The 24845-nt window shown below is 70.6% G+C and carries 19 protein-coding genes, 1 tRNA gene and 1 pseudogene; 7 read left to right on the top strand and 14 right to left on the bottom strand.

Annotated features, from left to right (window positions below; all coding sequences use genetic code 11):
- Together malQ and ACSHV8_RS45510 are read left to right on the top strand one after the other, a co-directional pair.
- Positions 1 to 1929, top strand: coding sequence for a 4-alpha-glucanotransferase (malQ, locus tag ACSHV8_RS45515; protein ID WP_436526631.1), 1929 nt, complete (start codon positions 1 to 3; stop codon positions 1927 to 1929).
- Entirely contained in the window at positions 1926 to 2105 is a 180-nt protein-coding gene (locus ACSHV8_RS45510; protein ID WP_436526629.1) for an antitoxin, read from the top strand. Before malQ ends, ACSHV8_RS45510 begins: the two co-directional genes overlap by 4 nt.
- A 688-nt stretch (positions 2106 to 2793) precedes the next feature.
- Here the strand turns inward: ACSHV8_RS45510 and ACSHV8_RS45505 are convergent.
- The 3 genes from ACSHV8_RS45505 to ACSHV8_RS45495 all read right to left on the bottom strand — a co-directional run bounded on the left by ACSHV8_RS45505 (position 2794) and on the right by ACSHV8_RS45495 (position 6096).
- Complete coding sequence (locus tag ACSHV8_RS45505; RefSeq protein ID WP_436526627.1) at positions 2794 to 3168, bottom strand: hypothetical protein; 375 nt, start codon at positions 3166 to 3168, stop codon at positions 2794 to 2796.
- A gap of 67 nt (positions 3169 to 3235) precedes the next feature.
- A complete protein-coding gene (locus ACSHV8_RS45500; RefSeq protein ID WP_436526625.1) occupies positions 3236 to 4495 on the bottom strand; it encodes a DUF1501 domain-containing protein in 1260 nt (419 codons plus the stop codon).
- A 5-nt stretch (positions 4496 to 4500) separates the two neighbouring features.
- A complete protein-coding gene (locus ACSHV8_RS45495) occupies positions 4501 to 6096 on the bottom strand; it encodes a DUF1800 domain-containing protein (RefSeq protein ID WP_436526623.1) in 1596 nt (531 codons plus the stop codon).
- A gap of 81 nt (positions 6097 to 6177) precedes the next feature.
- On the opposite strand from ACSHV8_RS45495, the gene ACSHV8_RS45490 reads away from it, so the two are divergent.
- Entirely contained in the window at positions 6178 to 7029 is an 852-nt protein-coding gene (locus ACSHV8_RS45490; RefSeq protein WP_436526621.1) for a spermidine synthase, read from the top strand.
- A 159-nt stretch (positions 7030 to 7188) separates the two neighbouring features.
- Positions 7189 to 8211 carry a translation initiation factor 2 gene (locus tag ACSHV8_RS45485; protein WP_436526619.1) on the top strand — a complete coding sequence of 341 codons (1023 nt, stop codon included), beginning with the start codon at positions 7189 to 7191 and terminating at the stop codon, positions 8209 to 8211.
- Positions 8212 to 8485: 274 nt separating this feature from the next.
- Here ACSHV8_RS45485 and ACSHV8_RS45480 read toward each other — a convergent pair.
- The 3 genes and pseudogenes from ACSHV8_RS45480 to ACSHV8_RS45470 form a co-directional block, all read right to left on the bottom strand.
- Positions 8486 to 9469: pseudogene (locus ACSHV8_RS45480) on the bottom strand (TerC family protein); the annotation flags it as partial.
- Between the two features lie 29 nt (positions 9470 to 9498).
- Entirely contained in the window at positions 9499 to 10257 is a 759-nt protein-coding gene (locus ACSHV8_RS45475) for a pentapeptide repeat-containing protein (protein WP_436526617.1), read from the bottom strand.
- Positions 10258 to 10288: 31 nt separating this feature from the next.
- Complete coding sequence (locus ACSHV8_RS45470) at positions 10289 to 11590, bottom strand: acyltransferase family protein (RefSeq protein ID WP_436526615.1); 1302 nt, start codon at positions 11588 to 11590, stop codon at positions 10289 to 10291.
- A gap of 88 nt (positions 11591 to 11678) precedes the next feature.
- Here ACSHV8_RS45470 and ACSHV8_RS45465 point away from each other — a divergent pair, with 88 nt between their 5' ends.
- Entirely contained in the window at positions 11679 to 12467 is a 789-nt protein-coding gene (locus tag ACSHV8_RS45465; protein ID WP_436526613.1) for an esterase/lipase family protein, read from the top strand.
- 20 nt (positions 12468 to 12487) lie between these two features.
- Here the strand turns inward: ACSHV8_RS45465 and ACSHV8_RS45460 are convergent, their stop codons facing one another.
- From ACSHV8_RS45460 to ACSHV8_RS45440, 5 genes are all read right to left on the bottom strand, one after another.
- A complete protein-coding gene (locus ACSHV8_RS45460; protein WP_436526611.1) occupies positions 12488 to 12988 on the bottom strand; it encodes a hypothetical protein in 501 nt (166 codons plus the stop codon).
- The gene (locus ACSHV8_RS45455; RefSeq protein WP_436526609.1) at positions 12985 to 15438 is read right to left on the bottom strand and encodes a hypothetical protein; all 2454 of its coding nucleotides are present in this window, start codon (positions 15436 to 15438) and stop codon (positions 12985 to 12987) included. Before ACSHV8_RS45455 ends, ACSHV8_RS45460 begins: the two co-directional genes overlap by 4 nt.
- Before the next feature lie 81 nt (positions 15439 to 15519).
- A complete protein-coding gene (locus tag ACSHV8_RS45450; protein WP_436526607.1) occupies positions 15520 to 16326 on the bottom strand; it encodes a hypothetical protein in 807 nt (268 codons plus the stop codon).
- Between the two features lie 295 nt (positions 16327 to 16621).
- Positions 16622 to 16695 (bottom strand) — tRNA-Met (locus ACSHV8_RS45445).
- A 213-nt stretch (positions 16696 to 16908) separates the two neighbouring features.
- Positions 16909 to 18348 (bottom strand): MFS transporter, encoded by a 1440-nt coding sequence (locus ACSHV8_RS45440; RefSeq protein WP_436526605.1) that lies wholly within the window; start codon positions 18346 to 18348, stop codon positions 16909 to 16911.
- Positions 18349 to 18450: 102 nt separating this feature from the next.
- Here ACSHV8_RS45440 and ACSHV8_RS45435 point away from each other — a divergent pair, with 102 nt between their 5' ends.
- Positions 18451 to 18831, top strand: a complete 381-nt coding sequence (locus ACSHV8_RS45435; RefSeq protein WP_436526603.1) for a MarR family winged helix-turn-helix transcriptional regulator — start codon at positions 18451 to 18453, stop codon at positions 18829 to 18831.
- Here the strand turns inward: ACSHV8_RS45435 and ACSHV8_RS45430 are convergent.
- A complete protein-coding gene (locus ACSHV8_RS45430) occupies positions 18746 to 20173 on the bottom strand; it encodes an MFS transporter (protein ID WP_436526601.1) in 1428 nt (475 codons plus the stop codon). The genes ACSHV8_RS45435 and ACSHV8_RS45430 overlap by 86 nt on opposite strands.
- Positions 20174 to 20240: 67 nt before the next feature.
- On the opposite strand from ACSHV8_RS45430, the gene ACSHV8_RS45425 reads away from it, so the two are divergent.
- Complete coding sequence (locus ACSHV8_RS45425; RefSeq protein ID WP_436526599.1) at positions 20241 to 20825, top strand: helix-turn-helix domain-containing protein; 585 nt, start codon at positions 20241 to 20243, stop codon at positions 20823 to 20825.
- On the opposite strand, the gene ACSHV8_RS45420 is transcribed toward ACSHV8_RS45425, so the two are convergent.
- Both ACSHV8_RS45420 and ACSHV8_RS45415 read right to left on the bottom strand, forming a co-directional pair.
- Positions 20806 to 22833, bottom strand: a complete 2028-nt coding sequence (locus ACSHV8_RS45420; RefSeq protein WP_436526597.1) for a galactose oxidase-like domain-containing protein — start codon at positions 22831 to 22833, stop codon at positions 20806 to 20808. The genes ACSHV8_RS45425 and ACSHV8_RS45420 overlap by 20 nt on opposite strands.
- A gap of 544 nt (positions 22834 to 23377) precedes the next feature.
- On the bottom strand, positions 23378 to 24571 hold the full coding sequence (locus tag ACSHV8_RS45415; protein WP_436526595.1) for a thioester domain-containing protein: 1194 nt from the start codon (positions 24569 to 24571) through the stop codon (positions 23378 to 23380).
- Between the last annotated feature and the right edge of the window lie 274 nt (positions 24572 to 24845).

Genomic DNA, 24845 nt, shown 5'->3' with positions numbered 1-24845 from the left:
ATGGACGCGAAACTCGAGGCGCTGGCGACGGCGTACGGGGTGGCCACCCGGTACGAGAACTTCCAGCGCCGGGACACCGAGGTCGCGCCCGCATCGGTGATCGGCGTGCTCGGCCTGCTCGGGGTCGACGCGAGCACGCCCGCCGCGGTCGAGACGGCGCTGGCCGGCGTGAAGAGGACCGACGGCCTGCCCGGGACGATCGTGCTGCGCGAGGGACAGCGCCGGGATCTGCCCGCGCCGGCCGAGCTGACCCTGGAGGACGGCACGACCCGGACCGTCGACGCGCTGGAGGACCTGCCGCTGGGCTGGCACCGGCTCGGGGAGACCATCACCGTGGTCGTGGTGCCGGTGGAGCTGCCGAAGCCGCCTGACACGTGGGGGTGGATGCTGCAGCTGTACGCGCTGCACTCGGCCGATTCGTGGGGCATGGGTGACCTCGGCGACCTGCGGTCCTTCGTGGAGCAGTGCGGGGACGCCGGGCTGATCCTGCTCAACCCGCTGCACGCGATCACGCCGGTGCCGCCCGTGCCGGCCTCGCCCTATTCGCCGTCGAGCCGGCGGTTCGCCAACCCGATGTATCTGCGGATCACGGACACGGTGGAATTCCGGCGCGCGGCTGGGTCCGTACAAAATCGGATCTTGGCTTTGAAGCCGGTGAAGACCGACCTGATCGACTACACGGCGGTGTGGGAGGCCAAGCTGGCCGCCCTCGAACTGCTCTGGCCCCTGGCCGAGCCGGTCGACCTCGACGCCGACCCCGGGCTCACCGACTTCGCGCGATTCTGCGCCCTCGCCGAGGAACACGGACCGGACTGGCACAAGTGGCCGGCCGAGCTGCGCCGCCCCGACGCCCCCGCCGTCCAGGCCTACCACAGCGACCGGATCGCCTTCCACGCCTGGATCCAGCACCTGGTCGAACAGCAACTCGACGCCGCCCGCGAGTCGGCCGCCGGCATGCCCGTCGGCATCGTCCACGACCTGGCCGTCGGCATCGACCCGGCCGGCGCCGACGGCTGGCTGCTGCAGGACTCGCTCGCCCCGGGCGTCCGGGCCGGCGCCCCGCCGGACGCGTTCAACCAGCTCGGCCAGGACTGGGGACTGGCCGCCTGGCGCCCCGACACCCTGATCGAAACCGGATACGCCGCCTACCGCGACATGCTCCGACGGATCTTCCGGCACGCCGGCGGCCTGCGCGTCGACCACGTCGCCGGACTGTGGCGGCTCTGGTGGGTGCCGCCGGGCCTGGGCGCCGCCGAGGGCACCTACGTGCACTATGACCCGGAGGCGATGCTCGGCATCCTCGCCCTCGAGGCGAAACGCGCCGGCGCCGTCGTCATCGGCGAGGACCTGGGCACGGTCCTGCCCGAGATGACCGACACGCTGGAACGGATGAACATGCTCGGCTCGTCCGTCCTCTGGTTCACCCGCGACTGGGACACCGGCGAATTCCGGCCCTCCGCCGACTACCGCCGCAACGCCCTGGCCAGCATCTCCACCCACGACCTGCCGACCGCGGCCGGCTTCCTGGCCGGCGAACAGGTCAAGGTCCGGGCCGAACTCGGCCAGCTCGCCGGCACCGTCGAACAGGAATGGGCCACCTGGCGGGCCGACAAGGCCGCCCTGCTCGCACTGCTGCGCGCCGAAGGCCTGCTCGCCTCCGACGAACCGGCCGACGTCGTCCTGGCCATGCACGAATTCCTCGCCCGCACCCCGTGCCGCCTGGTCACCGCGTCCCTCTACGACGTCCTGCTGGAATCCCGCCAGCCCAACCTGCCCGGCACCTTCGACGAATACCCGAACTGGCGAATTCCGCTCCGCGACGACCTCTCCCAGGTGACCACCGACCCCCTGTTCCGCAAGGTTGCGGAGATTCTGGGTAAGCGGAATCCGGAAACAGCCGAGACCCCAGGGAAGGGGATCGCAGGATGAGCTTCCTCGACAAGGCCAAGGAGTTCGTGGACAAGCACGACGAGCAGGTCGATCAAGGACTGGAGAAGGCGGGCGACCAGATCGACCAGCGGACCGGCGGCAAGTACTCGTCCCAGGTGGACCGCGGCGTGGACGAGGCCCAGAAGCGCACCGGCGCCGGCGACACCCAGCCCTGACGCGAGCGGCCCGCGCTGATCCCTTCCGGTCAGCGCGGGCCGGCCCGCGTTCTCCCGGGCCGGCCTCCACCATTCTCGGCGAGGGCTTCGCCCTTTCACGATCAAATCCTTTTTTGCCTCGGTCCGCCGGGGTACAGACCGTCGCTCCCGCGGGGACCCTTCCGACCTTCGCAGGCCGCTGGCGCGACCAGAACGCGAAGCCCGAAAGGGCGGCGTCCGCGGGTGGGCACGCTCAGAGCAACAAACCCACCCACCACCCCAGCCCGTCCCCCCGGCCCCCACACCCACACCACCGCCCGGGCCGCACCCCACACCCGGGCCCGCCCCGCCAGGGCCGCCGCGAAGCCGCTGCCACTCACCCCCCAGCCGCGCCCCGCCCAGCCAGCTGGCGCTCACGGTTGTTCCCGGCCCACAACACAACCCTCACCACCAGCCCGTCACCCCCAGCTGGCGCTCACGGCCGCCTCCAGGCCCACGACACAACCCTCACCACCAGCCCGTCACCTCCAGCTGGTGCTCACGGCTGTGTCGGTGGGCTTGAAGCGCACCTGACGCCAGCCGGCCGGGCCGGCGGGTCGCGAGTACGGTCGGTCAGCGAGACGCGTCGGGCGGAACCGGACGAGCGCGCCGAGCGGGGCCGGAAGGCAGGGCTGGAAGGCAGGGCGGGGCCGGCGGGCCAGTGGGTGGGTCAGATGCTGAGGGGTTCGGGGCCGGGATCGTCGTCGACGGAGAAGAGCATGGGGTGCAGGGGAAGATACGTGTCGGGCTGCCGGCAACTGGCCGGTGGCAGCAGCGACGACCGGTGAGCCGGGTGTTCGGCACAGTGACGGTTCGCACGGGCGACGGCGTCCGGATGGTGCCGGCCCCCGCCGTACTCGCCGCAGCTCTCGCAGTCCCACCGCCAGAACGGCAGGCCCTCCTCCGAGGTGTGTCGCCGGATCCTGAGCGGGGGTCCGGCCCGATGCCGGGCCGCGCGCAGGATTGCCGGCATGGCCCGGGTGGGCGGCGGGCCGGACGGGCGCCGCTGCCCCCCGATGAGCTCGGCCAACAGGTTGCTGGTCACCGTCACCTCCGTACGTCGAAATGTCGGAAGACAGTGTGAAACAGCAACTAAGTCGGAAATCTCAGTTTCACCGCGCGGTCACCAAACCGAGCGACGACGCCGTGATGCCCGGGAAGACCGAGGCCAGGTCGCCGACGCCGCAGCGGGCGCGCAGGATCTCGCCGATCACGGCCCGGTAGTCGGTGGTCACGGCCAGGTCGCCGTCGCGGAGCTGGGCCGCGCCGAGGCCGGGCCAGGTCCCGTAGACCTTGCCCCCGCGGACGCCGCCGCCGAGCACGAACATGGCGTTGCCGTAGCCGTGGTCGAGCCCGCCGGACCCGTTCTGCGCGACGCGCCGCCCGAATTCGCTGATCGTGATCAGGGTGACCCGCCGCAGCCCGTCCGGGCCCAGGTCGGTGGCGAACGCGGCGATCGCGGCGGCCAGCTGGGTGAGCTGGTCGTGCATGCGCCGGCCGGGCTGGGCGCTGCCGAGGTTCTCGTGCATGTCCCAGTCGCCGGAGTCGACGGTCGCGGTCATCAGCCCGGCCCCCGCCTTGATCATGCGGGCCACGTCGCGCAGCGCCGCCCCGAGGTCGGTGCTCGGGTAGGACGCGCCGTTGGCCGGGGTGTACCCGGCCGTCCGCAGCGCCTTGGCCCGGTTGAGCGCGCCGGTCAGCTGGTCGGCGGTCCGGGCCAGGGCGGCCGGCGCCCCGCGGTAGAGCGCGGTCATCGTCGCCGCGAGCGGCTTGGTCGCGTCGTCGCCGGTCAGGGCCAGGCCGTCGATCGAGGTGACGCCCAGGTAGGGCGCCGGCCCGTCGAGCACCCGGGCCGGGCGCGCGGTGCCCATGGCGAGCGCGTCGAACGGGTCGTCGGCGCCGAGCGAGCCGAGCATCCGGTTGAGCCACCCGGTCCGCAGCGAGGTGCCGGGCGCGGCCCGTTCCAGCTCCTCCATGGCCGAGAAGTGTGACCGGTTCGGGGCCGGCTGCCCGACCGCCTGCACGGCGGCCAGTTTGCCCGACGTCCAGTACGGCAGCAGCGGCGCCAGCGCCGGGTGCAGCCCGAAGTACGTCCCGCCGCCGATCAGCTGCGCCTTGGGCACTCCGATCGAGGGCCGGGCGGTGTAGTACGCCGGGTCGCCGGCCGGTACGACGGCGGACAGCCCGTCGAAGCCGCCCCGCAGCGAGAGCAGCACCAGCACGTCCCCGGAGTACGCGGGGTCGGCCGCGAACGCCAGCTGGGTGTCGAGCTGCGAGCCGGCCAGTCCGGCGAACGCACCGGCCGCGCCCGCGGCGAGCAGTCGCCGCCGGGACAGGGTGGCCCGGCGCTCCTCGTCACATCCACACTTCACGGTGCTCACCTCAGGGCAAAGTTCGGGGCGTTGAGCAGCATCGCCATCAGGTACGGGTACATCCAGCCGGCCGCCGGATCGTTCGACTTCAGCGGCGACGCCGGTGTCTTGCCGTAGAAGCTCGCCAGCGCGGCCGTCTGTTCGGCGCCGAGCGTGACCCCGAGCAGGCGCTTGGCGCCGGCGTCGATGAGCGCGCCGTAGGTGGCCGGCCGGGCGCCGATCGTCCCGGCCAGCAGGTCGGCCGGTTTGACCAGGTCGGCGGGCCAGTATCCGGCGGCGATGGACAGGTGGAAGTTCCAGCGCACGAGCAGGCCGGACGGGGACGCCCAGGCCGCGGCCACATCCGGGTATCCGTTCGGCGGACTCCAGCCCAGCGGTGCCTGCCCGGCGTTGCGGGCCATCCAGTACAGGCTTTCGTACGACTTGGTGCCGCTCGGCGGCGGCCCGTAGCCGAGGATCCGTACGGTCGCGGCCAGGTCCTCCAGCGGCGTCCGGGTCTTGGCCCCGATCGACTCGGCGAACTCGGACGACGTGAACAGCGCCCGCAGCACCGGCCCGATCGCCGACTTGTTGTCCAGGTAGACCTTGACCAGTCTGGTCACCAGCGACGGGGGCGGCACGTCGGCGACGAACCGGACGCACAGCTTGGTGGCGATCCGGCGCGCGGTCGACGGGTGGATCGCCAGGTAGTCGAGGAACGCCAGCGCGGCCGCCTCGCCGCCGGTCGTGGTCGCGTTGGCGTGCGTGAACGTCAGGATCTTGACGGCCCCGGTGACGTGGTTGGCCGCGTCGTAGCGGTACTGCCCGGTCGTGTTGTCCACGGTCAGCCCGGTGAGCAGCCGGGCCGCGTCCTTCACGTCGGATTCGGCGTACTCCAGCCCGACCGTGTGCAGCTCCATCAGTTCCCGGCCGTAGTTCTCGTTCGGCGCCAGCCGGGTCGAGAACCGGTTGTCCAGGTAGGTGAGCATCGCCGGGTGCCGGGCCGACGCCTTGAGCAGGTCGGCGAACGTCCCCAGGGCGTACTTGCGGATCACGCCGCGGTCGTAGTCGGCCCGGCTGTCCCACACGTCGCCGGACGGGCAGGTCACGTTCAGGTGGTTGGACCAGAAGTCCACCATCACCTCGAAGAGCTGACGCTCGCTCCAGATCGCCCGGATCGGGGCCGCGAACGCGAGCTGCCACATCGGGGTCCAGTCGAACTGTTTGAGCGTTCCGGCGGCGACCTTGGCCCGGACCTCGGCGATGCTCGCCCCGGCCAGCGGCAGCCGGGCGACCAGCCCGTCGAGCCTGGCGTCGTCGATGGACGCCGGTTTGAGCTGCCGGTCGAGCCACCCGGCGGCGCCGAGCGCGCGGATCTCGGTGATCGAGGCCGGGCTCGGCCCGAAGGTCGCCCGGCGCAGCAGGTGCAGCTGCGGGTCGGCCGCGAGCAGGCCGGACGTGGTGGCCGGGGCCTCCTCGATCACGACGCCGGGTTCCACCGCGGTGTGCGCCCGGGAGTCGGCGTGGGCCGGCGTTCCCGTGGCCAGCACCACGGCGGCGCCGGCCGCCGCGGCGCCGCCGATCGCGGTTCGCCGGTTCAGGGTCTGCTCGTTCACGGTCACGCGGTAAACGTCGGAAGTATCCGCGCCCACTGTTGGCTTCCCTGGCCGCTGCTACCGATTCGCTCCCGGGACAATTGCCGGATGGCACAGCGCAAGGCGTCGCGAAGGCGTATGGAGACGGTCGCCTCGGGCGTCGCGGAACTGGTACCCGACCCGGACCGGGACACCGCGTTCACGCTGCTGCTGGACGACGCCCCGCAGTCACACGTGGACCTGGCCGACCCGACGTACCTGCAGTTCGAGTACGTCCGGCGGATCGCCGCGGCCATCGACCTGGTGGCCGAGCCTGGCCGGCCGTTGCGCGCCCTGCACCTGGGTGGCGGCGCGCTGACCCTGCCGCGCTACCTGGCCGCGACCCGCCCGGGCTCGGCCCAGCGGGTGGTGGAGATCGACGGCCCGCTCGTCGAGATGGTCCGGCGCGAGTTGCCGCTGCCCGAGCGGGCCAACATCCGGGTCCGGGTCGGCGACGCCCGCGAGGCGGTCGAGGGGATGCGTGACGGCGCGTACGACGTGATCGTCCTCGACGTCTTCGCCGGCGCCCGCACCCCGGCCCATCTGGCCTCGGTCGAGTTCGCCGGCCAGGTCGCCCGGGTGCTCGACCCGTCCGGGTGGCTGATCGCCAACATCGCCGACGGTCCGCCGCTCAAACACGCCCGCGCCCAGGTGGCCACGATTCGGGCGGTTCTGCCGCAGGCCTGTCTGGTGGCCGACGCAGCGGTGCTCCGGGGCCGCCGGTTCGGCAATCTGGTGGTGCTCGCCGGGCGGACCCCGCCTCCGGTGGCCGAGCTGACCCGCCGGGCCGCCGGGGACTGGTTCCCGGGTCGGGTGGAGACCGATCTTGATCGGTTCGCGGCCGGCGCGACGCCGGTCCCGGATGCGACGGCGGTCGCCTCCCCCGCACCACCGGCCGGGCTGTTCGGTAACCGAAAGTAATGGCAGGTCCGACCGATGGTTCATCGGTCATTACCGTCCGGTGTCGAATCGGGAAGATCCGGTGTGATTCGCGTCGGGTGACTGGCGACACTGGTAGGACAGCGCTGTAATCGTTTCGGCCGCGTTTAACCGACCGCGGCGTGAACGGGGAAGGCAACCATGTTCCACCAGCACTTCCTGTCCGCACCGGGCACCGACCTCGGACCGCTCGACAGCGGCGAGCGGGTGCTCTGGCGCGGCCGCTGCGCCGTCGCCGAGTATGCGTTCGACGAGGCGTCCTCGCTGCCGCGCTGGACCCTGCCGGAGGAGACCGAGGTCCTGGTCACCGACCGCCGGGTTCGCTACACGTATGCGGACGAGAGCACGCTGAGTAGTGGTGAGCTCTTCTGGCTGTGGCCGCAGCACCTGCGCGTCCAGCCGGGGAACCGGGACATCGGCCGGACGGCCACGGTCACCCAGATCCAGCTGGTCTGCAACGGGCCCGAGGGCAGCTTCCCGGCCCTGGTGTTCGCCGGCGGCGACCTGGCCACCGTGAACGACGCCGACAAGCTGGCCAACGTGCTGCGCCAGGCGATCGCCCGGTTCCGGGTGGAGAACCAGACCGAGATCGGCGTCGCCCCGGCGCACGCGCGGATGCTGTCGCGTCTGGTGATCGGCCCCGAGTTCCAGAACTTCCAGGGCGGCGAGGGGCAGACGGTGACGCTGCTCGGCTCGGTCCAGGTGCCGGCCCCGGAGCCGGCCGACGAGCCGGTCTACGCCGAGGAGGCGTACCAGGAGCCGGTCTACGAGGAGCCGGTCTACCAGGAGTATGCCGAGCCGGCCTATCAGGAGTCGGTCTTCCAGGAGCAGTCGTACACCCAGCCGACCTACGACAACGCCCCGGTGTCGGCCATGCCGACCTCCTCGTTGCCGACGTCGTCGCTGCCGACCTCCGGCGGGCGGGGCTACGTGGACCGGCCCGGCCGGGCCGCCGACGCCGTCCGTGCCGAGCAGGCGATGCGCGCCGAGCAGGACTCGCGGTACGCGGAGCCGGACCTGGCGTCCCGGGCGTCGAGCCTGGCCGCCCGGGTGGCCAGCCTGCTGTCGGCCGACGAGGACGAGGAGTCGTCCCGCTACGGGGGCCAGACCACGAACCTCTCGGCCTACCTCAACCGGCAGGACGACCCGCAGACCCGCCGCTGAAAAGGCCGGGCCCGGACGTCGCTCAAAAAGCCGGGCGACGTCAGGCCGGGGTCGGCTCCGCCCGCGCGAAGCAGCTGCCGGCCGCGACCCGCTCGTCGTGCAGCCGGTGCGCCCGCCGCAGCAGCTCGGTCAGCTCCCCCTGCCGGATGCGCTCCCGGTAGCGTTCCGGCAGGGTCCCCAGGTTCCGCTCCTCGTCGAGCAGCTGGTGGTAGACCTCGTCGCAGTACGCCGGATCCTTCTCGATCTCCAGGAACTCCAGGGCCCGGCGCCGGGCCGCCGCCGCGTACGTCCGCGCGCGCCCCTTCGGGCTGAGCAGCGACGCCACCACGGTCAGCAGCAGCACTCCGACGATGATGCCGAGCGAGGCCAGGGTCGGGATCTCGACGACCCCGATGTGTTCGCCCTCGTTGATGAACGGCACGTTGTTCTGGTGCAGGGCGTGCAGGATCAGTTTCACGCCGATCAGCGCGAGGATCGCGGCCAGGCCGTAGGAGAGGTACACCAGCCGGTCCAGCAGGCCGTCGATCAGGAAGTAGAGCTGACGCAGCCCGAGCAGCGAGAACGCGGTCGCGGTGAAGACCAGGTAGACGTTCTGGGTGAGCCCGAAGATGGCCGGGATCGAGTCGAGCGCGAACAGGATGTCGGTGCCGCCGATCGCGACCATGACCAGCAGCATCGGGGTCAGCACCCGCTTGCCGTCCTGGTAGGTGATCAGCTTGTCGCCGTCGTAGGTGTCCGAGGTCCGCAGCACCCGCCGGGCCAGCCGGATCACCACGTTCTCCGAGGTCTCCTCGTCCTCGTCCTTCTCGCGCACCAGGTTCCCGGCGGTGAGCAGCAGGATCAGCCCGAAGATGTAGAAGATCCAGGCGAACGAGTTGATCAGCGCGGCGCCGAGCAGGATGAACGCGGTCCGCGCGACCAGCGACACCGCGATCCCGACGAGCAGCACTTTCTGCTGGTCGGCCCGGGGCACCTTGAAGCTGCCGAGCAGCAGCAGGAAGACGAAGAGGTTGTCGACCGAGAGCGCCTCCTCGGTGACATATCCGGCGAAATACTCGGTGCCCATGTCGGACCCGCCGAACACCCAGACCCCGATGCCGAACAGGATCGCGATCGACACGTAGATCCCGGTCCACAGCGCGGCCTCGCGCAGGCGTGGCACGTGGGCCCGCCGGACGTGGACGAAGAAGTCGAACAACAGCAGCCCGATGATCCCGAGAACGGTCAGGAGCCACACCACGCCGGACACATCCTGCATCGGTCCAGCTTAGAGGCCCCCGGCGCGGATCATCGCGCGGCGTCGGTCACGGCCGCGCGCAGCTGGGACGGCGTCAGGAAGAGCGCCCCGGTCAGATCGGCTCCGCGCAGGTCGGCGCCCCGCAGATCGGCGCCGGTGAAATCGGCCCGCCGCAGGTCGGCGCCGCTCAGGTCGGCCCCGACCAGCACCGCGCCGCGGAAGCTGGCCCCGCGCAGGTCGGCGCCGCGGAAACGGCGACCGATGAGCTGGGCGCCGCTGTGGTCCGGGCGGCGGCCACCGGCGCCGGCTCGCGCCTGGTCGCTGACGCGACGCAGGAGAGGCACGACCGATTTCCGGTACGTGTCCACGTCCAGCCCCCGCAGTTCGTCGGCCGGTCGGGCGGCCACCGCGTCGATCTCCTCGAACGCGGCCCGCAGCCGCGGGCGCAACCCCGCCGCCTCGTCCAGCTCCATCGCCTCGGTGAGCAGCCAGAGCAGCTCGTGCAGCTGCCGCACGACCGGCAGCAGGGCGAACATCGAGCCGGCGATCCCGGGAGTGCCCCGCCAGTCGCGCCCGTCGAACGTCTCCTGGGTGATCCGCTGGCCGGCCCCGAAGCAGTCGAACACCACGCAACCCTTGAACCCGCGCCGCGGCAGCTCCTCGTGGATGCCGCAGCGGAAGTCGTCACCCAGGTTCCGGCAGGGCTGCCCGGCCGGTTTGTTCACGGCGAAGTCGGAGGACTTGGCGAACGCGGGCGCGACACAACACAGCGCCGCGCAGCGGGTGCAGTCGGCCTCCAGCCTGCTCACCGGGCGTTGTCCGTCCGTACGTCCAAATTGATCATCTCTCCTCGCGCCCCCGAGCGGACCGCACCAACCGGCCTTCCCGGGCCTGCCGCGGCAGCGCCGTGCCGTTCGCGTCGGCCGCCGAGGCCGAACGCAGCTCGGTCAGCGAACGCCGCAGGCTGGTCCGGATCCGGGCCGCCAGCGGCCGCTCCACCAGGCGGTGGACCAGCCAGGACAGACCCAGCAGAAGCACGATAGCGCCGAGCACGAGGACCCACGCGGGCAGCCGTGTCGCCTGGTGGGCATGCCGGACGAGGGTGTACCCGATCCGCTGATGCAGCAGGTAGAACGGGTAGGTCAGCGCACCCGCCACGGTCAGCCAGCGCCAGCGGATGTGATCGGTCCAGCCCAGCGCGATGACCAGCACCGCGGCGAAGGCGAGGGTGACGATGAGCATGCCCGGCCAGACCGGCACGTGGAAGCCGGGGTCGATGCCGCTCACCCGGTCGCTGACCCGCTCGACGCAGACCAGCCAGGCGAAGCCGTAGATGCCGAAGAGCAGCGCCGAACGCCCGAAGCGGTGGATCAGGAACGCGGCGATCCCGGCGATGAAGTACGGCGCGTACTGCGGAATGGCCAGCACGTCGACCACCCGGCTGCCCAGCGCCGGTCCGATCGCCGCCACGGTCATCCAGACCGCGCAGAAGATCACCACTCGGCGGTAGGTCAGCCCGAACGCCGCCAGCGCCGCGAAGAGCAGGTAGAACCGCAGCTCCACGAAGAGCGTCCAGTAGACGGTGTCGACCGCCGGGATGCCCAGCGGCTCCTGCAGCATGGTCAGGTTGGCCGCGAGCTCGCGCAGGCCGGGCCGGCCGGTGACCGGGAGGCCGCCGGAGATCGGCGCCAGCGTCACCACGGCCGCGGTGATCAGGACGCAGGCCCAGTAGGCCGGGTAGAGGCGGCTGACCCGGGACGTGAAGAAGTCCCCCAGGCTGCGATTCCAGCTGCTCATGCCGATGACGAACCCGCTGATCAGGAAGAACAGCTCGACGCCGAGGAAGCCGTAGACGGTGACGTGGGTCAGGTGCGGCAGGAAGTGCTCGGGCTCGCGCACCCCGTCGATCCGCCACGCCACGGTGAGGTGGAACGCGGCCACCGCCAGGGCCGCGACCAGGCGCAACGCGTCCAGTGTGGCCAGGCGGACCGGCTCGCGGACCGGACGCGCGGCGATGGCGGGACGGGCCGTCGCGACCTCGACGACACCCTTCCCCTGACTACTCGGTGGCTCCGGCGACAATGTCCCGCTTGACCGGATTCCTCCAGGCAGCGGGCGGTCGGCCGTGTTCTCGTTCGTCATCGGAGCGGAATATAGCCGCCAAAGCCAAGAAAACCATCGCTCCGCGATTTTTCAAGATCAATTGGGCGTACGGCTTAAGCTACCGCCCATGGATCTTCTGCCCGTTCAGTACAGTCGGCGGGCAGCCCTGCGCCACCGCGCCGAACACCCCCGTGGCCTGCCGCCCGGCGCCCGGTCCCCGGAGTCCGCGACCGCCTCCGGCACGACCCCGGTGATCCTGATCCACGGCACGAACGGGCGCTCCTCGTCCGACTGGTTCACGCTCGCGCCGCTGCTGGCCAACGCCGGCCGGGAGGTCTACCCGTTCGGCTGGCGCCGCGCCCGCCCGACGGCCGAGGCCAGCGCCACCCACCGGCACGCACTGGAACTGGCCGCGTTCGTCGACGAGGTGCGCGCGGCCACCGGCGCCGACCGGGTCGACGTCGTCGGGCACTCGTGGGGTGCGGTGCTCGCGCGTTACCTCGTGCGCTGCCTACCCGGCGAACCCGCGGCCGAGTCCGTCCGGTCGGTGGTCGGGCTCGCACCCACGTACGGCGGCACCACCCTGCACGGCGTGCTGCGCCGGCCCGACCAGCTGCCGGCCGGGCTGCGCCGCTGGCTGGACGCGAAGATCCCGACGTGGCGCGAGCAGGTGCCCGGCTCGGCGGTGCTGACCGCGATCCGGTCCGCGCCCGAGGCGGCATCGACGCGGTTCACGACGATCGTCACCCGCTACGACCAGATGGTGACGCCGTACACCGCGTCGCTGGCCGCCGCGCCCGACGCCACCCAGGTCGTGCTGCAGCAGCACGCCCGGCGCGCGATCGTCGGGCACCTCGGCATCCTGCACCACCCGGCCGCCCTGGCTCAGGTGCTGCGCGCCCTCGACCCGGCCTGACGCCCTGATCCCTCCCCTGCTCAGAACCCCCGAGGCTGCCGGTAGAACGAGGGCGGGAAGGCCGGAACGGGCGGCGGGGCGGCCCGGCGGAAGTGACCGCGCGAACGCGGCAGGCTGAGCAGCACCAGCGCCGTCGTGAGCAGGACCAGGCTGAGCCCGCCGGTCGCCCGGGTGAGCAGACCCCACCAGGGCGTTTTGTCGGAGCCGCCGGCGACCAGCGCGAGCACCGCGACCGCGAGCGCCGGCACCGCGAAGATCCAGGTGAAGACCCGCGCGGCCCGCGAGCCCCGGGTGTCCAGGGCGGCGAGCAGCAGGAAGAACAGGGCGAGGGCGATCACGACGAGGGACACCGTCACGTAGGCCGAGACGATCGACCGCGGGTCGCCCTCCCCCTCGGTGCGGTTCCGGAACAGCATCACGAACTGCGGCAGCCCGAAGAGCGTGCCCACCGCCCAGGTCACCCAGAGCGCGGACGCCCCGGCCATCAGGTAGGCCGCGATGAACAGCGGTCGCGGGCTCATCGGACCACCCTCGATCGGCTCCGGCGGCGGATCAGCCGCACGCCGGCCAGCACCCAGATCAGCAACGGCAACGCGCCGGCCGCGTAGAACAAGGGGTTCGCGAGCGGGGACGCGGGCAGCCGGTGCGCCTCGTCGTACGTCAGCTCGTTGGTCTCGGCACCGAACCAGAACTCACCGGCGCCGTCGGCCGCCGGCGCTCCGGCGAGGTCGGACACCGCGTCCCGCAGCCCGGGGTGCGCGGCCGTGAACGCCGGCTCCGGCAGGTTCGAGGTGGGCGTCGCGGTGAAGTCGACGCCGCCGTACACGTACGTGTTCGTGTAGATGACGTTCCCCTCCCGGCTGGTGTGCTCGACCCGGAACTCGCCCTCCTTGTACGACTTCACGTACGCGTCGAACGTGTCCCTCGGCTTCCAGCCCGTCGTGGTCACCCACGGCGTGATGTCCCCGCTGTCGACGATGTCGCCGTAGGCGGTGGCCTTGGTCGCGCTGCGCTCCCGGTACCACTGGGCGGCGACCCGGCTGGCGTAGACCCGGCGCAGGTCCGCGTACTCGGGCGCGGTGTTCACCGCCTTGACCACCTGGGGAAGGATCTCCGCGCGGTAGACCGCCTCGTTGTGCTGGGTGTCCGCGGTCGCCTGGCCGGGGCAGTTGTCGTCCCCGGAGAGCTTCTTGTACTCGGTCTCCATCTTCACGTCGAGCGGGGCGTCCAGGATGAACAGCTCGTTCCCGTCGTTCCGGACGGTCGCCGGGGTGGGCACGATCCACTCCCGCATCGAGATGCAGCGCTCTTCGCCGCGCAGTTCGTCCCAGAACCGCCGGCCACCCTTGGTGTCCGGATGGATCAGTTTCGCGACGGTCTTCTTCATCTGGAAGTCGGCCTCCAGCAGCACCCGCCCGGCATCGGTCCGCCCGAACTGCGCGTCGACGATGCGATCCGGTTCCTCGGGGTTGAGGTTGACCGTGAAGGCGCTCTCCGGCAGGGCCAGCCAGGTGAAGAACGAGTCGGCGGCGAGCTTCGCGGCCTCCGCGCCCCCGTACGAGACCTTCTGTTTCGGGTCCGGATCGACGCTGTACGCGTACTTGACCCCGGGCGCCCCGAGGAAGGTGTCGGAGATGTACCGCAGCTCCAGCGTCGAGAAGTCGACCCCGCCCAGCGGTTCCTCGGCGCCGACGCCCATCTCGTCGCCGTTGTAGATGCTGCTGGCGAGCGCTCTGGTCGAGACCTGCGAGGGATGGCAGGGTGACCGGCCGAGGGAGCACTCCGGTGGAGCGTTCACCTCCTCCGGCGGATCCTCGAACTCCGCGCGGAATCCCTCCTCGATCGCTTTGTCGTCCTCGTCCTGAGCCTGTGACTTGGGAGATTTCGCGACGTCCCTGCTCGCCTCGCTCGGAAAATTCTGCTGGGCCCCGGCGCTCAGCTCACCGATCCGGACCGGCTTGTCCGTCCCGAACTCGACCGCCTTGCCCACCCCACCGAAATATCTGGGGTAGACGGCCCGGGTGCCGACGTTCGCCGCACCCCATTTGGCCTGGCGCTTCGCGAGCAGGTCCCTCTCCAGATCCCGCAGGGCGGCGATGTCCTTCTTGAACTTCTCCAGGCTCCCGGCGTCGTGGACGTCCGGAAACTCGCCGAAACCGAGAACGAGATCGGAGTTGGTCTCGACACAGACGTGGATGAGGACATCCTTGATCTGCTCCCAGTCGACGTGCCAGCCGGACTTGAGCTCCAGGACGATGTTCCACCCGGGCGCGCCGTTCGCCTTCACGCGATAGCCGTCGAGCCGGTACGCCTTGGGCTTGCCGTTCTTGCCCTTCACGTTCAGCTCGACACCGTCGACCTTGCCGTTGATCACGGAGAAGTTGTGATCCTCGTCGACGTGGTTCTCACCGTTGAAGTAACCCTCGTAGGCCGCACCGCGCGGGTTGATGTTGAGGACTTCGAGGTACTTGACCTTGTACTCGTCGTAGGCCTTGACCCCCTTCTTGCGCTGGTAGTCGCGCCAGGCCGTGAGGAAGTGATTCCAGCCGCCCGGGTAGAAGGACCGGAAGAAGTCGGTGAGGCTGACCGGCGGAGCCCGCTCGGCCTCGGGCTTCTTCGCCTCCTCGTCCGTCATGCGCTTGACATATTCCTTGTACGCGGCCTGAAGCCTCGCGTTCTTCTCGCCCTTCTTCCCCTTGTAGACCTCGTGCGAGGGGAGGACGGCCAGGTAGTCGATCTTCAGCATCCAGTCGGGGATCGCCAGGTCCTCCGCCCGGAGAACCTCGTAGGAGTAGTCCTGGCCGGCACTGGCCGGCCCCTTGTCCAGGTCCATCGCGAAGAGGTCCTCGCCGGGAAGATCCCACGACTTGTTGCCCGGATCGGCCCGGACCGGGGCCGGCCCGGGCAGCCCGACGAGGGCCAGGACGAGCAGGAGAACACTGGCGAGACGTGAGCAAGCCCGGATCGTCATCTGCGAATCCCTTACGAGCGGAAGGGGCCGGAGCGTCGCCCACAAAGTAGCTCACGGAATCAACAGACTTCGATCTTTAGATCAGCCGGCGAGCTCCTCGCACTGCTCGCTGAGGTAGCCCGGCGTCGACATGCCCATGCCCAACTGGACGATCGGCACCTGGAGAAGACCCTCCGGACCGACGTCCTCCAGATAGCGACCGGCGCGGCCCTGTGAGCCGTCGTGCCAGATCCATCGACCACCGCCGGCACGGAGGAACGTCTCGCCGAGATACCACTCGGCACCCTCGACCGGGTCACGGAAGGCCGGATCGTCGACGTCGGCCCCGCTGCCCAGCAACTCCAGGAGAAGCTCGGCCAGCCGGTCGAGCGACTCCGGCGAGAAGTCCCACACCTGATCCGGAGCCCAGCGGGCCACCCAGCGCGGGAAGTCCGCCGCCCGCTCGGCCAGCCAGTCCTCCACCTGCGCCTCGACCGGGCGGTCGCCCGCCGGCTGCCGGTCCAGGCCGGGCGTCGGCTCCTTCACCGGCCGCCAGTCCGGCTCGGCCGCCTGCCGGACGGCCACCGCGGCGGCCCACTCGTCATAGGTCCCGACGGGCAGCCCCTCGAACTCCAGCAGCTCCGCCGGGACGACCGGGTCGAGTCCGAGCGCCGGGTCCGCGGCCACCCCGGGCCGGTCACCGACCTCGACCCACCGGCCGCCGGCCGCCCGCAGAAGGGTCTCGCCGAGATACGACGCGCAGGCCGCCAGGAACTCCTCGTTCTCCGCGCCGATGGCCAGCCCCTGCAGGGCAGCCAGTGACCCCCGGCCGAAGTCAATCTCCAGATCAGCAGCCTCCAACCCGGCGAGGCGCGGCTGGATGCCCTGTACCCAGTCCTCCAGATCCATGGTCGCGATCGTAGCCACCACGGTCCGCACCCAACCGACCGTCAACAGCGCCACTTCTCGCACTTCCGCACCGACGGACGCCACCCGACACCCCGGGCCGACGACCACCGGCAACCGACCCACCAGCGCACCCACCGGCCGCAGCCAACCAGCAAACCGCACCCACCGGCCGCAGCCAACCAACAAACCGCGCCCACCGTAACGCGGGGTTTCAGGGGGCTCGGCCCCCTGAGCAGATATGCGAAGAGGGGCCCCAGTTCGCGCTTTCCGCGAACAGAGACCCCTCGCCCACTCGTAGCGGGGACAGGATTTGAACCTGCGACCTCTGGGTTATGAGCCCAGCGAGCTACCGAGCTGCTCCACCCCGCGTCGGTATGGGTAAAGCTTAGCTGGCCCTCCAGGCGCTCTCGCACCCGGGTCCTGTCCGCCCTTAGTCCCCAGGTCACCCGCCCTTTACCAGCGACCCGGCGGCGAGCCGGGCCGGCCCGGCGATGCACCCGCCCACCCGGCAGAAACAGGTCTCCCGGCCAAAACAGGCCGCGCCCGGCCGGAGACGATCCGGTCGGGCGCGGCCGTTCCGTGTCAGGCGACGGCAACCGCCCGACGAGCCCGCACCTTGGCCGCCGCCAGCGCGGCCACGTTGAGCACCAGCCCCACCACCGCCACCCCGGTAACCAGGTTCACCCCGGGCCGGAATCCGGTGAAGTCCCCGGCCGCCGAGCTGGTCGCCGAGGCCACCAGCGCGGTCACCACGGCCAGGACCAGGGCGGTCCCCACCTGCCCGGACGACTGCACCAGCCCGGAGGCCAGTCCTTGCTCGGAGTCGTCGATCCCGTCGGTCGCCTGCGCCATGATCGAGCTGAATCCGAACGCGAATCCGCCGCCCAGCAGCAGCATCGTCGGCAGCACGGTGACCAGGTAGTCGGGCCGGCTACCGGCGGTGGCCAGGAACCAGATGTATCCGGCGCTGAGGGAGGTCATCGCGGCCACGATCAGTGGCGCGGTCCCGTGCCGGTCGATCAGGCGGCCCATGAACGGCGAGCTGAACGCGACGAGCAGACCGGCCGGCAGCAGGGCCAGGGCCATCCGCAGCGGCGTCCAGTGCAGCACGTCCTGCAGGTAGAGGGTCATCATGAACTGGAAACTGACGTATGACCCCATCAGCGCGACCATGCTGGCGTTGGCCCGCACGATCGTCCCGATCCGGAAGATGCTCAGCCGCACGAGTGGGTGCTTCACCCGGCTCTCGGCCAGCACGAACGTGACGAGCAGCACGACCGCCAGAGCGGTGACACCGATCATCAGCGGATCGAAGCCGCGCTGCGGGACGGTGACCACCGCGTACACCGCGGAGAGCATGCCGCCGACCAGGGTGATCGCGCCGATCAGGTCGTGGCCGCCGTCGGCCGCGGGTTTGTCGCGGGGGATGAGGGAGATGCCGGCGATCAGCGCGGCCAGGGCCAGCGGCACCGGGACCAGGAAGGTCCAGCGCCAGCCGAGGCTGGTCAGGAGCCCGCCGAGGATCAGGCCGGACGAGTAGCCGCTGGCACCGAAGACCGTGAAGATCGAGAGCGCCCGGTTGCGGGCCGGCCCTTCCGGGAACGTGGTGGTCAGGATGCTCATCGCGGTCGGCGCGGTGAAGGCCGCGGCCAGTCCCTTGATGAATCGGGTGGCGATGAGCAGGCCGCCGTCGTCGACCAGGCCGCCGATCAGGGACGCGACGGTGAAGACGCCGAGCGCGATCAGGAAGACGCGCCGGCGTCCGAGCAGGTCGGCGGTGCGCCCGCCGAGCAGCAGCAGGCCGCCGTAGCCGAGCACGTAACCGTTGACGATCCACTGCAGGGAGGTGGTGGAGAGGCCGAGCTCGGTGCCGATCGAGGGCAGCGCCACCCCGACCATCGAGACGTCCAGGCCGTCGAGGAAGAGGACCGCGCACAACACCGCGAGCACGCCCCAGAGCCGCGGTGTCCAGCGGTGTTCCGCGGAGGCCGCGGACGGGGTCAGGGATTCGGTGATAGTCACGGTGCTGACAGTAGATGCACGCGCATCTAATGTCCAAGCATCAGATGCTGTCGCATAAAATTCACAAGCATTAACCCTGACGTACGGCGTAGAATGCCCGGCATGGAGCCGGAAACCGACCTCGTCGATCGCTGGCGATCGCTCCTGACCTGCTACAACGAGGTTGCCTGCCACCTCGAGCGGGCCCTGGGTGACGCCCACGCCCTCACCCTGAGTGAGTACGAATCGCTCGACCGTCTCACCACCCAGGAGTGTGGCAAGCGCCGCATGCAGGACCTGGCCGAGACCATGTATCTGAGCCAGAGCGCCCTCTCCCGCACGGTCAGCCGGCTGGTGAAGAGCGGCCTGGTCGACCGCACCCACTGTGAGGATGATCGCCGCGGCGTCTTCGTCGAGATCACACCGGCCGGGCGGCAGCGCTGGGCCGAGGCGAAGAAGACGCATCTGGCCGTCCTGGCCGAGCACCTGACCCCGGCCGTGTAGGGGACAGCTGCGCCACCAGCAGCAAAGCCGCACCGGCGACGGTCACCACGACCCAGCCGGGGTGGGTGGCGGCGGCCAGCCGGGCCGGTTCGTTGTCGGCGACCAGGCCGCCGGCCAGCGCGACGCCGATCGCCGCACCGAGCTGGCGGGCGGTCGAGGCGATCCCGCCGGCCACTCCGGAGCGTTCCGGCGGGAGTCCGCTGACCGCCGTGTTGGTGATCGGCGCGTTCGCGAAGCCCACGCCGGCCCCGATGAACAGGTACGCGGTCAGCAGCAGCGGCAACCCGCTGTGATCACCGAGCCCGATCAGCAGGACGCCGCCGATCGCCGTGCTCACCCCGGCCAGCCGCAGCGGCAGGCGCGGGCCGACCCGCCCGACCAGGTGTCCGGAGAGCGGCGCGCACACGGTCGCGGCCAGTGCCATCGGCAGCGTGACCGCGCCGGCCCCGAGCGCGCTCAGCCCACGCACCCGCTGCAGGTAGAGCGTGCCGAGCAGCAGGGTCAGGTTCAGCGCCACGAAGATCACGACGGCGCCGCTCACGGCCGCGGCGAACGGCAGCCGCCGGAACAGCCGCAGGTCCATCAACGGTTCGGCCCGGCGCGCCTCGACGCGGGGGAAGACCAGAAGAATCACGACGATCACGACGTACGCGCAGATGATCGGCCCGGACCACCAGCCCGCCCGCGGCCCTTCGATGAGGACCGCGACCACCGTGGTCATCAGCGCGATGAGCAGCGCCTGGCCGGCCGGGTCGAGCCGCCGCGGCCGAGGCGATCGGGACTCGGGGACGAAGGCCGTGGTCAGCGCGAGGACCACCGCGACGATCGGCAGGTTGGCCCAGAAGACCGTCCGCCAGCCCAGCCCGGTGATCAGCGCCCCGCCGAGCACCGGCCCGGCTGCCATGCTGAGCCCGAACACCGCCGCCCAGATCCCGATCGCCTGCGCCCGCTCCCGCGGATCGGTGATCATGCTCACCACGATGGCCAGCGCCACCGGGCTCAGCATCGACCCGCCGATGCCCTGCACGACCCGGGCCGCGACCAGGGTCTCAAGTCCCGGGGCGAGCGCGCAGCCGGCCGACCCGACGGCGAACAGCACGAGCCCGAGCCGGAAGATCCGGCGCCGCCCGACCCGGTCGGCCAGCGCGCCCGAGGTGATCAGCAGCCCGGCGAGTACCAGCGTGTAGGCGTCGACCGTCCACTCCAGCTGGCGGATGCCGAGCCCGAGCTCCCGCCCGATCGACGGCAGCGCCACGTTGACCACCGTCGTGTCCAGCCCGACCAGAAAAATGCTGGTGCAGCCGATCGCCAGCACCACCCATTGACGTGTCTTGTCGCTCATGCCCCGGATCGTGGCCGCGCGACACCCCGCGCTACCAGGATTTTTGCGAAGACCGCAAACTGCTCGGGTGGACCCTTCCCTGGTTGAGCTGCTGGACGGCATCGGCCCGCGCCTGCGCCGGATCCGGCAGGACCGCGGCCTGACCCTGGAGGACCTGGCCACCGCGACCGGGCTGTCGGTCAGCACGCTCTCCCGGCTGGAGTCGGGCAAGCGGCGGCCGACCCTGGACCTGCTGATCCCGCTGGCCCGGGTGCATCGGATGGCGCTCGACCACCTGATCGGCGCCCCGCCCACGGGCGACCCGCGCGCCCACCTGACTCCGCACCGCCACGAGCAACGCACCGGGAACCCGAGTGTGGTGGTGCCGCTCACCACGTACCCAAATCGTCTTCAGGTTTTCAAACAGATCCTCGGGCCGAGCGCGGATCCGCCGAAGCAGGTCACGCACGCCGGGCACGCCTGGTTCTATGTGCTCGCCGGGGAGGTCCGGTTGCTGCTCGGCGACCGTGAGCTGCTGCTGCACCCGGGTGACACGGCCGACTTCGAGTCGACCGAGCCGCACTGGTTCGGTCCGGCCGGTGAGCGGGCCGCGGAGATCCTGCACCTCTTCGGCCCGCACGGCGATCGTCCCGCTACCAGGTCCACTTCGTGACCGCGGCGCCGTTGCAGGCGGCGAGCCGGAGCGCGGCCTGGTTGGCGGTCGACGACGTGGCCAGGCACACCGTGGGCACCGTGGACGGCCGGATCGTGCCGTCCCGGTTGAACGTCCACCGCTGCGGGTTGCCGGCGTTGCAGCTGTAGGTCCAGATCCGCTGCCCGGCGACGAAATTCCCGTACGGAACGTCGATGCAGTTGCCCAGGACCCGGATGCTCCGGTCGTCCAGCAGCCAGGTCATCGCCTGCGCGTTGCCGCCGTTGCAGTCGTAGGTCCAGAGGAAGGTGCGGATCGCGATCGACGACGACGGCACGTCCAGGCATCGGCCGGTGCTGTTCTTCACCGCGTTCATCAGCGGGCGGATGTTCTTCCCGACCTGGACCATGGTGGCGACCGAGGGAACGCCGTCGGCATCGATGATGAAGAGCATGTAGTAACCGGGCGGCGCCACACCCCCGGTCTGCGGGCCGGTGACCGTCAGCGTCGTGCCGGACTTCGAGAACCTGAGCGGGATGTAGCGTTGCCCCTGGTCCTGGCCGTGCGTCACGTCGCTGAGCCCGACCAGCGCGACCTTCGTCACGCCGGCCGCCTGGGGCGAGGTGATCGTGAACGGCGAGTTGACGCCGACCGAGGCGGGCGCGGCCGAGATCACCGGTCGGGCGGCGAGTTGCCCGCTGCCGTCCTTCTTGTACAGGTACGGCGGCGTGAAGTACTCGACGTTCTTCTCCAGGTAACCCGCCTCCACACAGCCGCCGCAGACCCCGCCGCCACCGGTCATGACCCGCCCGTCCGGCAGCAGCGCGGCCGTCGAGTGGTACTGCCGGATGCGACTCGCACTGGCCAGCGTCGTCCACCCGCCGGTCACCGGATCCCAGACCTCGGCCGCCGTGACCGCGTGCTGAAGGTCGAACCCGCCGCCGTTGGCCTCCGTGCTCATCCCGCCGGTGACCAGCACCTGGCCGTCGGCCAGCAGGGTGGCGTTGGCCTGCCGCCGGCCGGTCGCCATGGACGCGCCGGCCGCGTACGCAGGCGTGTTCCACGGGTTGCTGTCGATCAGCACGGACGTCTTCGTGGGCACGTTGCTCTGGCCGCCCTCGGTGACGGTGCCGCCCCCGACGACGAGCGTCTTGCCGATGTCGTACGTCGCGAAGCTGCCGTAATCCCGGTTGATCGAGTCCCGCGTGGTGGTGGCGGTGATCACGCCCGTGCCCGAGGTGTTGATCGTGTACCCGGTCGTCGACGGGCCGTAGAGCCCGATCTGGGTGTCCGGCCGCGAGCCCAGGAACGGATAGAGCCGCGCGCTGTACTTGGTGAAACCGGTGAGCGGCCGGATGCGGTTGTCCGTCCCGAAGACCTCCGCGGTCGACGGGCCGCCGCCGACGATCACGCCCTCACCCAGAGCGTTCTCCGTGACCGAGGGATACCAGCGCCCGGCCGCCATCAGCCGGCCGACGCTCCACCGCTCGGTCTGCCAGACGAAGACGTACGTGGTGACCGTGCCCTGCAGCTTCGCGTTGAGATTCCCGCCGGCCACCAGGATGTTGCCGTTGGCCAGGTGCGCGAACCCGGCGCAGAAGATGTTGGTGCCCTGCAGGTCGACCCGCTTGTACGTGTTGTCGGCCGGATTCCAGAGCATCACCCGGGTGAAGTCGTGCGTCGGGTACGACTCGGCCGCGTTGTCGCCGACCGAGTCCCAGATCAGCACCTTCCCGTTCGGCAGGACCGCCTGGAAGACCGGGACCACCGGGGTGTCCACCACCGGGCTCCACGTCCCGGCGACCCCCGGGTCGGCGACCGCGTTCGCCTTGAACGGCGCCACCCCGGGCCGCACGCCCGTCGCCTTCTGGATCCGGGCCGCGTTCGCCGCGGTCTTCCGCTCGATCTCCGACATCGGCGTGCCGGCCAGGTCGTACTCCATGTGTTCCAGGGTGTCGTCGTCCGCATGCGCGGGAGCCTGCTGCTCAGCGGCCGCCGGCACGCCGACCGTGGCGGTCGCCGGATCCACCGCGAACGCTCCGAACACCACAAGCGCCGCTAAAACCCCAAAGACAAAAGACCCGCTTCTCGTACGCATTCCGACGCGCCCCTTCCCCCGAAGTCGAACACGCTCGACCCCGGCGGCGCACCAGCCCATTCCCGCACTCGCATTCGGCACTTATCACATGGGCCCGCGCGATGACTTCAGCGCCGCCGATATCCCGCGTCCAGTTCGGCCACACTAACCCGTAACTTTGGCGCCTCTCAATGTCCATTCGGCCGTAATGAGCGTGTGTATGGGCAGGTCAGCGCTGAACAAAAGCGGACAGTCCGCATATCGGATCAGTCCGTCCGACAATGCCGCCGGATCCGAACAAGCCTGAAATGGGCGGAATCCACGGACAGATGCCGCGCTCCGATTCGCGTACAAAATCGGACTGCGACCGCCGCTTAAGATCAATTCAAAGGGCTTTCTTCCGGCCATGTTCCGGATACGGCAATGGCCTGAACCGCACCTTCGCGGTTCAGGCCATTGTCGAGTCAGACCGGCCGACCTGAGGTCGGCGGCCGGATCAGCTGGTGAAGCGGGTCCGGCGGCGGCGGGCCATCAGCAGCAGGCCGGCACCGACGAGGAGCAGCAGGGCGCCGCCCCCGATGACCGGGCCGGTCGCCGAACCGGTCAGGGCCAGGGCCCCACCGGAGGTCGGCGAGGTGCTCGCGGTCGGAACGTCCGCGGAGGGGCTCTCCGAGGCGCTCGCCGACGGGCTGCCCGTGGCCGGCGGGGTCGAGGAGGACGAGGTGCTGGTCTCCGGGGCCGGGGACGAGGAGCTGGCGCTCGGAGCGGCGGTGAAGGTGGCCTCGGCGCTCGCGTCCACGGTCTTGCCGACGCTGGAGCCCAGGATCAGCTTCTGGTGCTTCTCCTTGCCGCCGCTGTACAGGAAGACCCGGCCGAACGAGACGGAGTCCTGAGCGGTGAGCTTGACCGTGGCCTTACCGGCACCGGTCGCGATCAGCCAGAACTGGCCGCCGTTGGTGGTCGTGGTGACCGGCTTGCCGTCGGCGTCGACGGCCGAGCCGCCGGTGACCGCGACGGTGACCGCACCGGCCGGGCCGGCCACGGTGAACGGACCGGCCTTCTCGCCGGCCTTCGCGGTGGCACTGGCCGGGGTGATGCTCAGCTGGGCGGCCGGCTCGGGCTGGTCGGTCGCGTGGGTCGTCAGGTAGTCGTAGACACCCTTGATGACCGCGTACTCCTTCTGGTCGCCCAGGCGAGCCTTGGCGTTCCAGTCGCCCAGCGTGATGCCGTCGCTGAAGTGCCAGATGGCGGTCTGGGTGCCGAAGTAGAGCAGCCGGTTCCGGCCGCTCTGGCCCACCGACGGCATCTGCACGCCGGCGGCCTGGAGCAGCGCGGCCGAGTCACCGTTCGGGTAGCTGTGGGCGAGCACCCACTGCACCTTGGCCAGGTTCTTGACCTCGGACTCGTCCCAGGTGCCCTCGGTGTAGCCCTGGTTGGTGCCGAGCGGGGTGTGGAAGTCGATGCAGAAGGCCGGAACGGTCTCCTGACCCTTGATCTCCAGGTTGATCCCGCCGGTCTTCACGGTCTTGCCGTCCAGCAGCAGGCTGACCGAGCTGTTCGGCATGCTCCGCGGAATACCACTGGTCGGTTCGTCGGCGGCGGCCGGCCCGGCAGAGCCGATCAGCAGCGCGCCACCGGCCACAGCGGCCAGAGTGGCTTGCGCCCAGCGTCGTCCTCGTTGTCCGAGCATGACGTAGTGCACCTCTTTCAGGTAAAGCGGCCCGCTCCTGGCGGGTGGCAGACGCCGAACTCCCCCGGGGGCTCAGAACGCCCACACACAGAAAAGCCGACTCGGCATTCTGTGCAGATCACCCCCCGCTTGTCACCCTCAGACCACCAATTCCTCAAAACCAATTCTGTGCTTATACACAGCGCAATCACATAGTCACCCATGGAACACCACCAGCTACCTTAAGCAACCTTTACAATCCGGAAGGTAACCACCCCCTTTCAAATTCAAACCA

Source organism: Actinoplanes sp. HUAS TT8 (assembly GCF_051380535.1).
Classification (GTDB): Bacteria; Actinomycetota; Actinomycetes; order Mycobacteriales; family Micromonosporaceae; genus Actinoplanes.
Note: the sequence above shows the minus strand (reverse complement) of the source record. Positions and strands in the feature narration are given on the sequence as shown.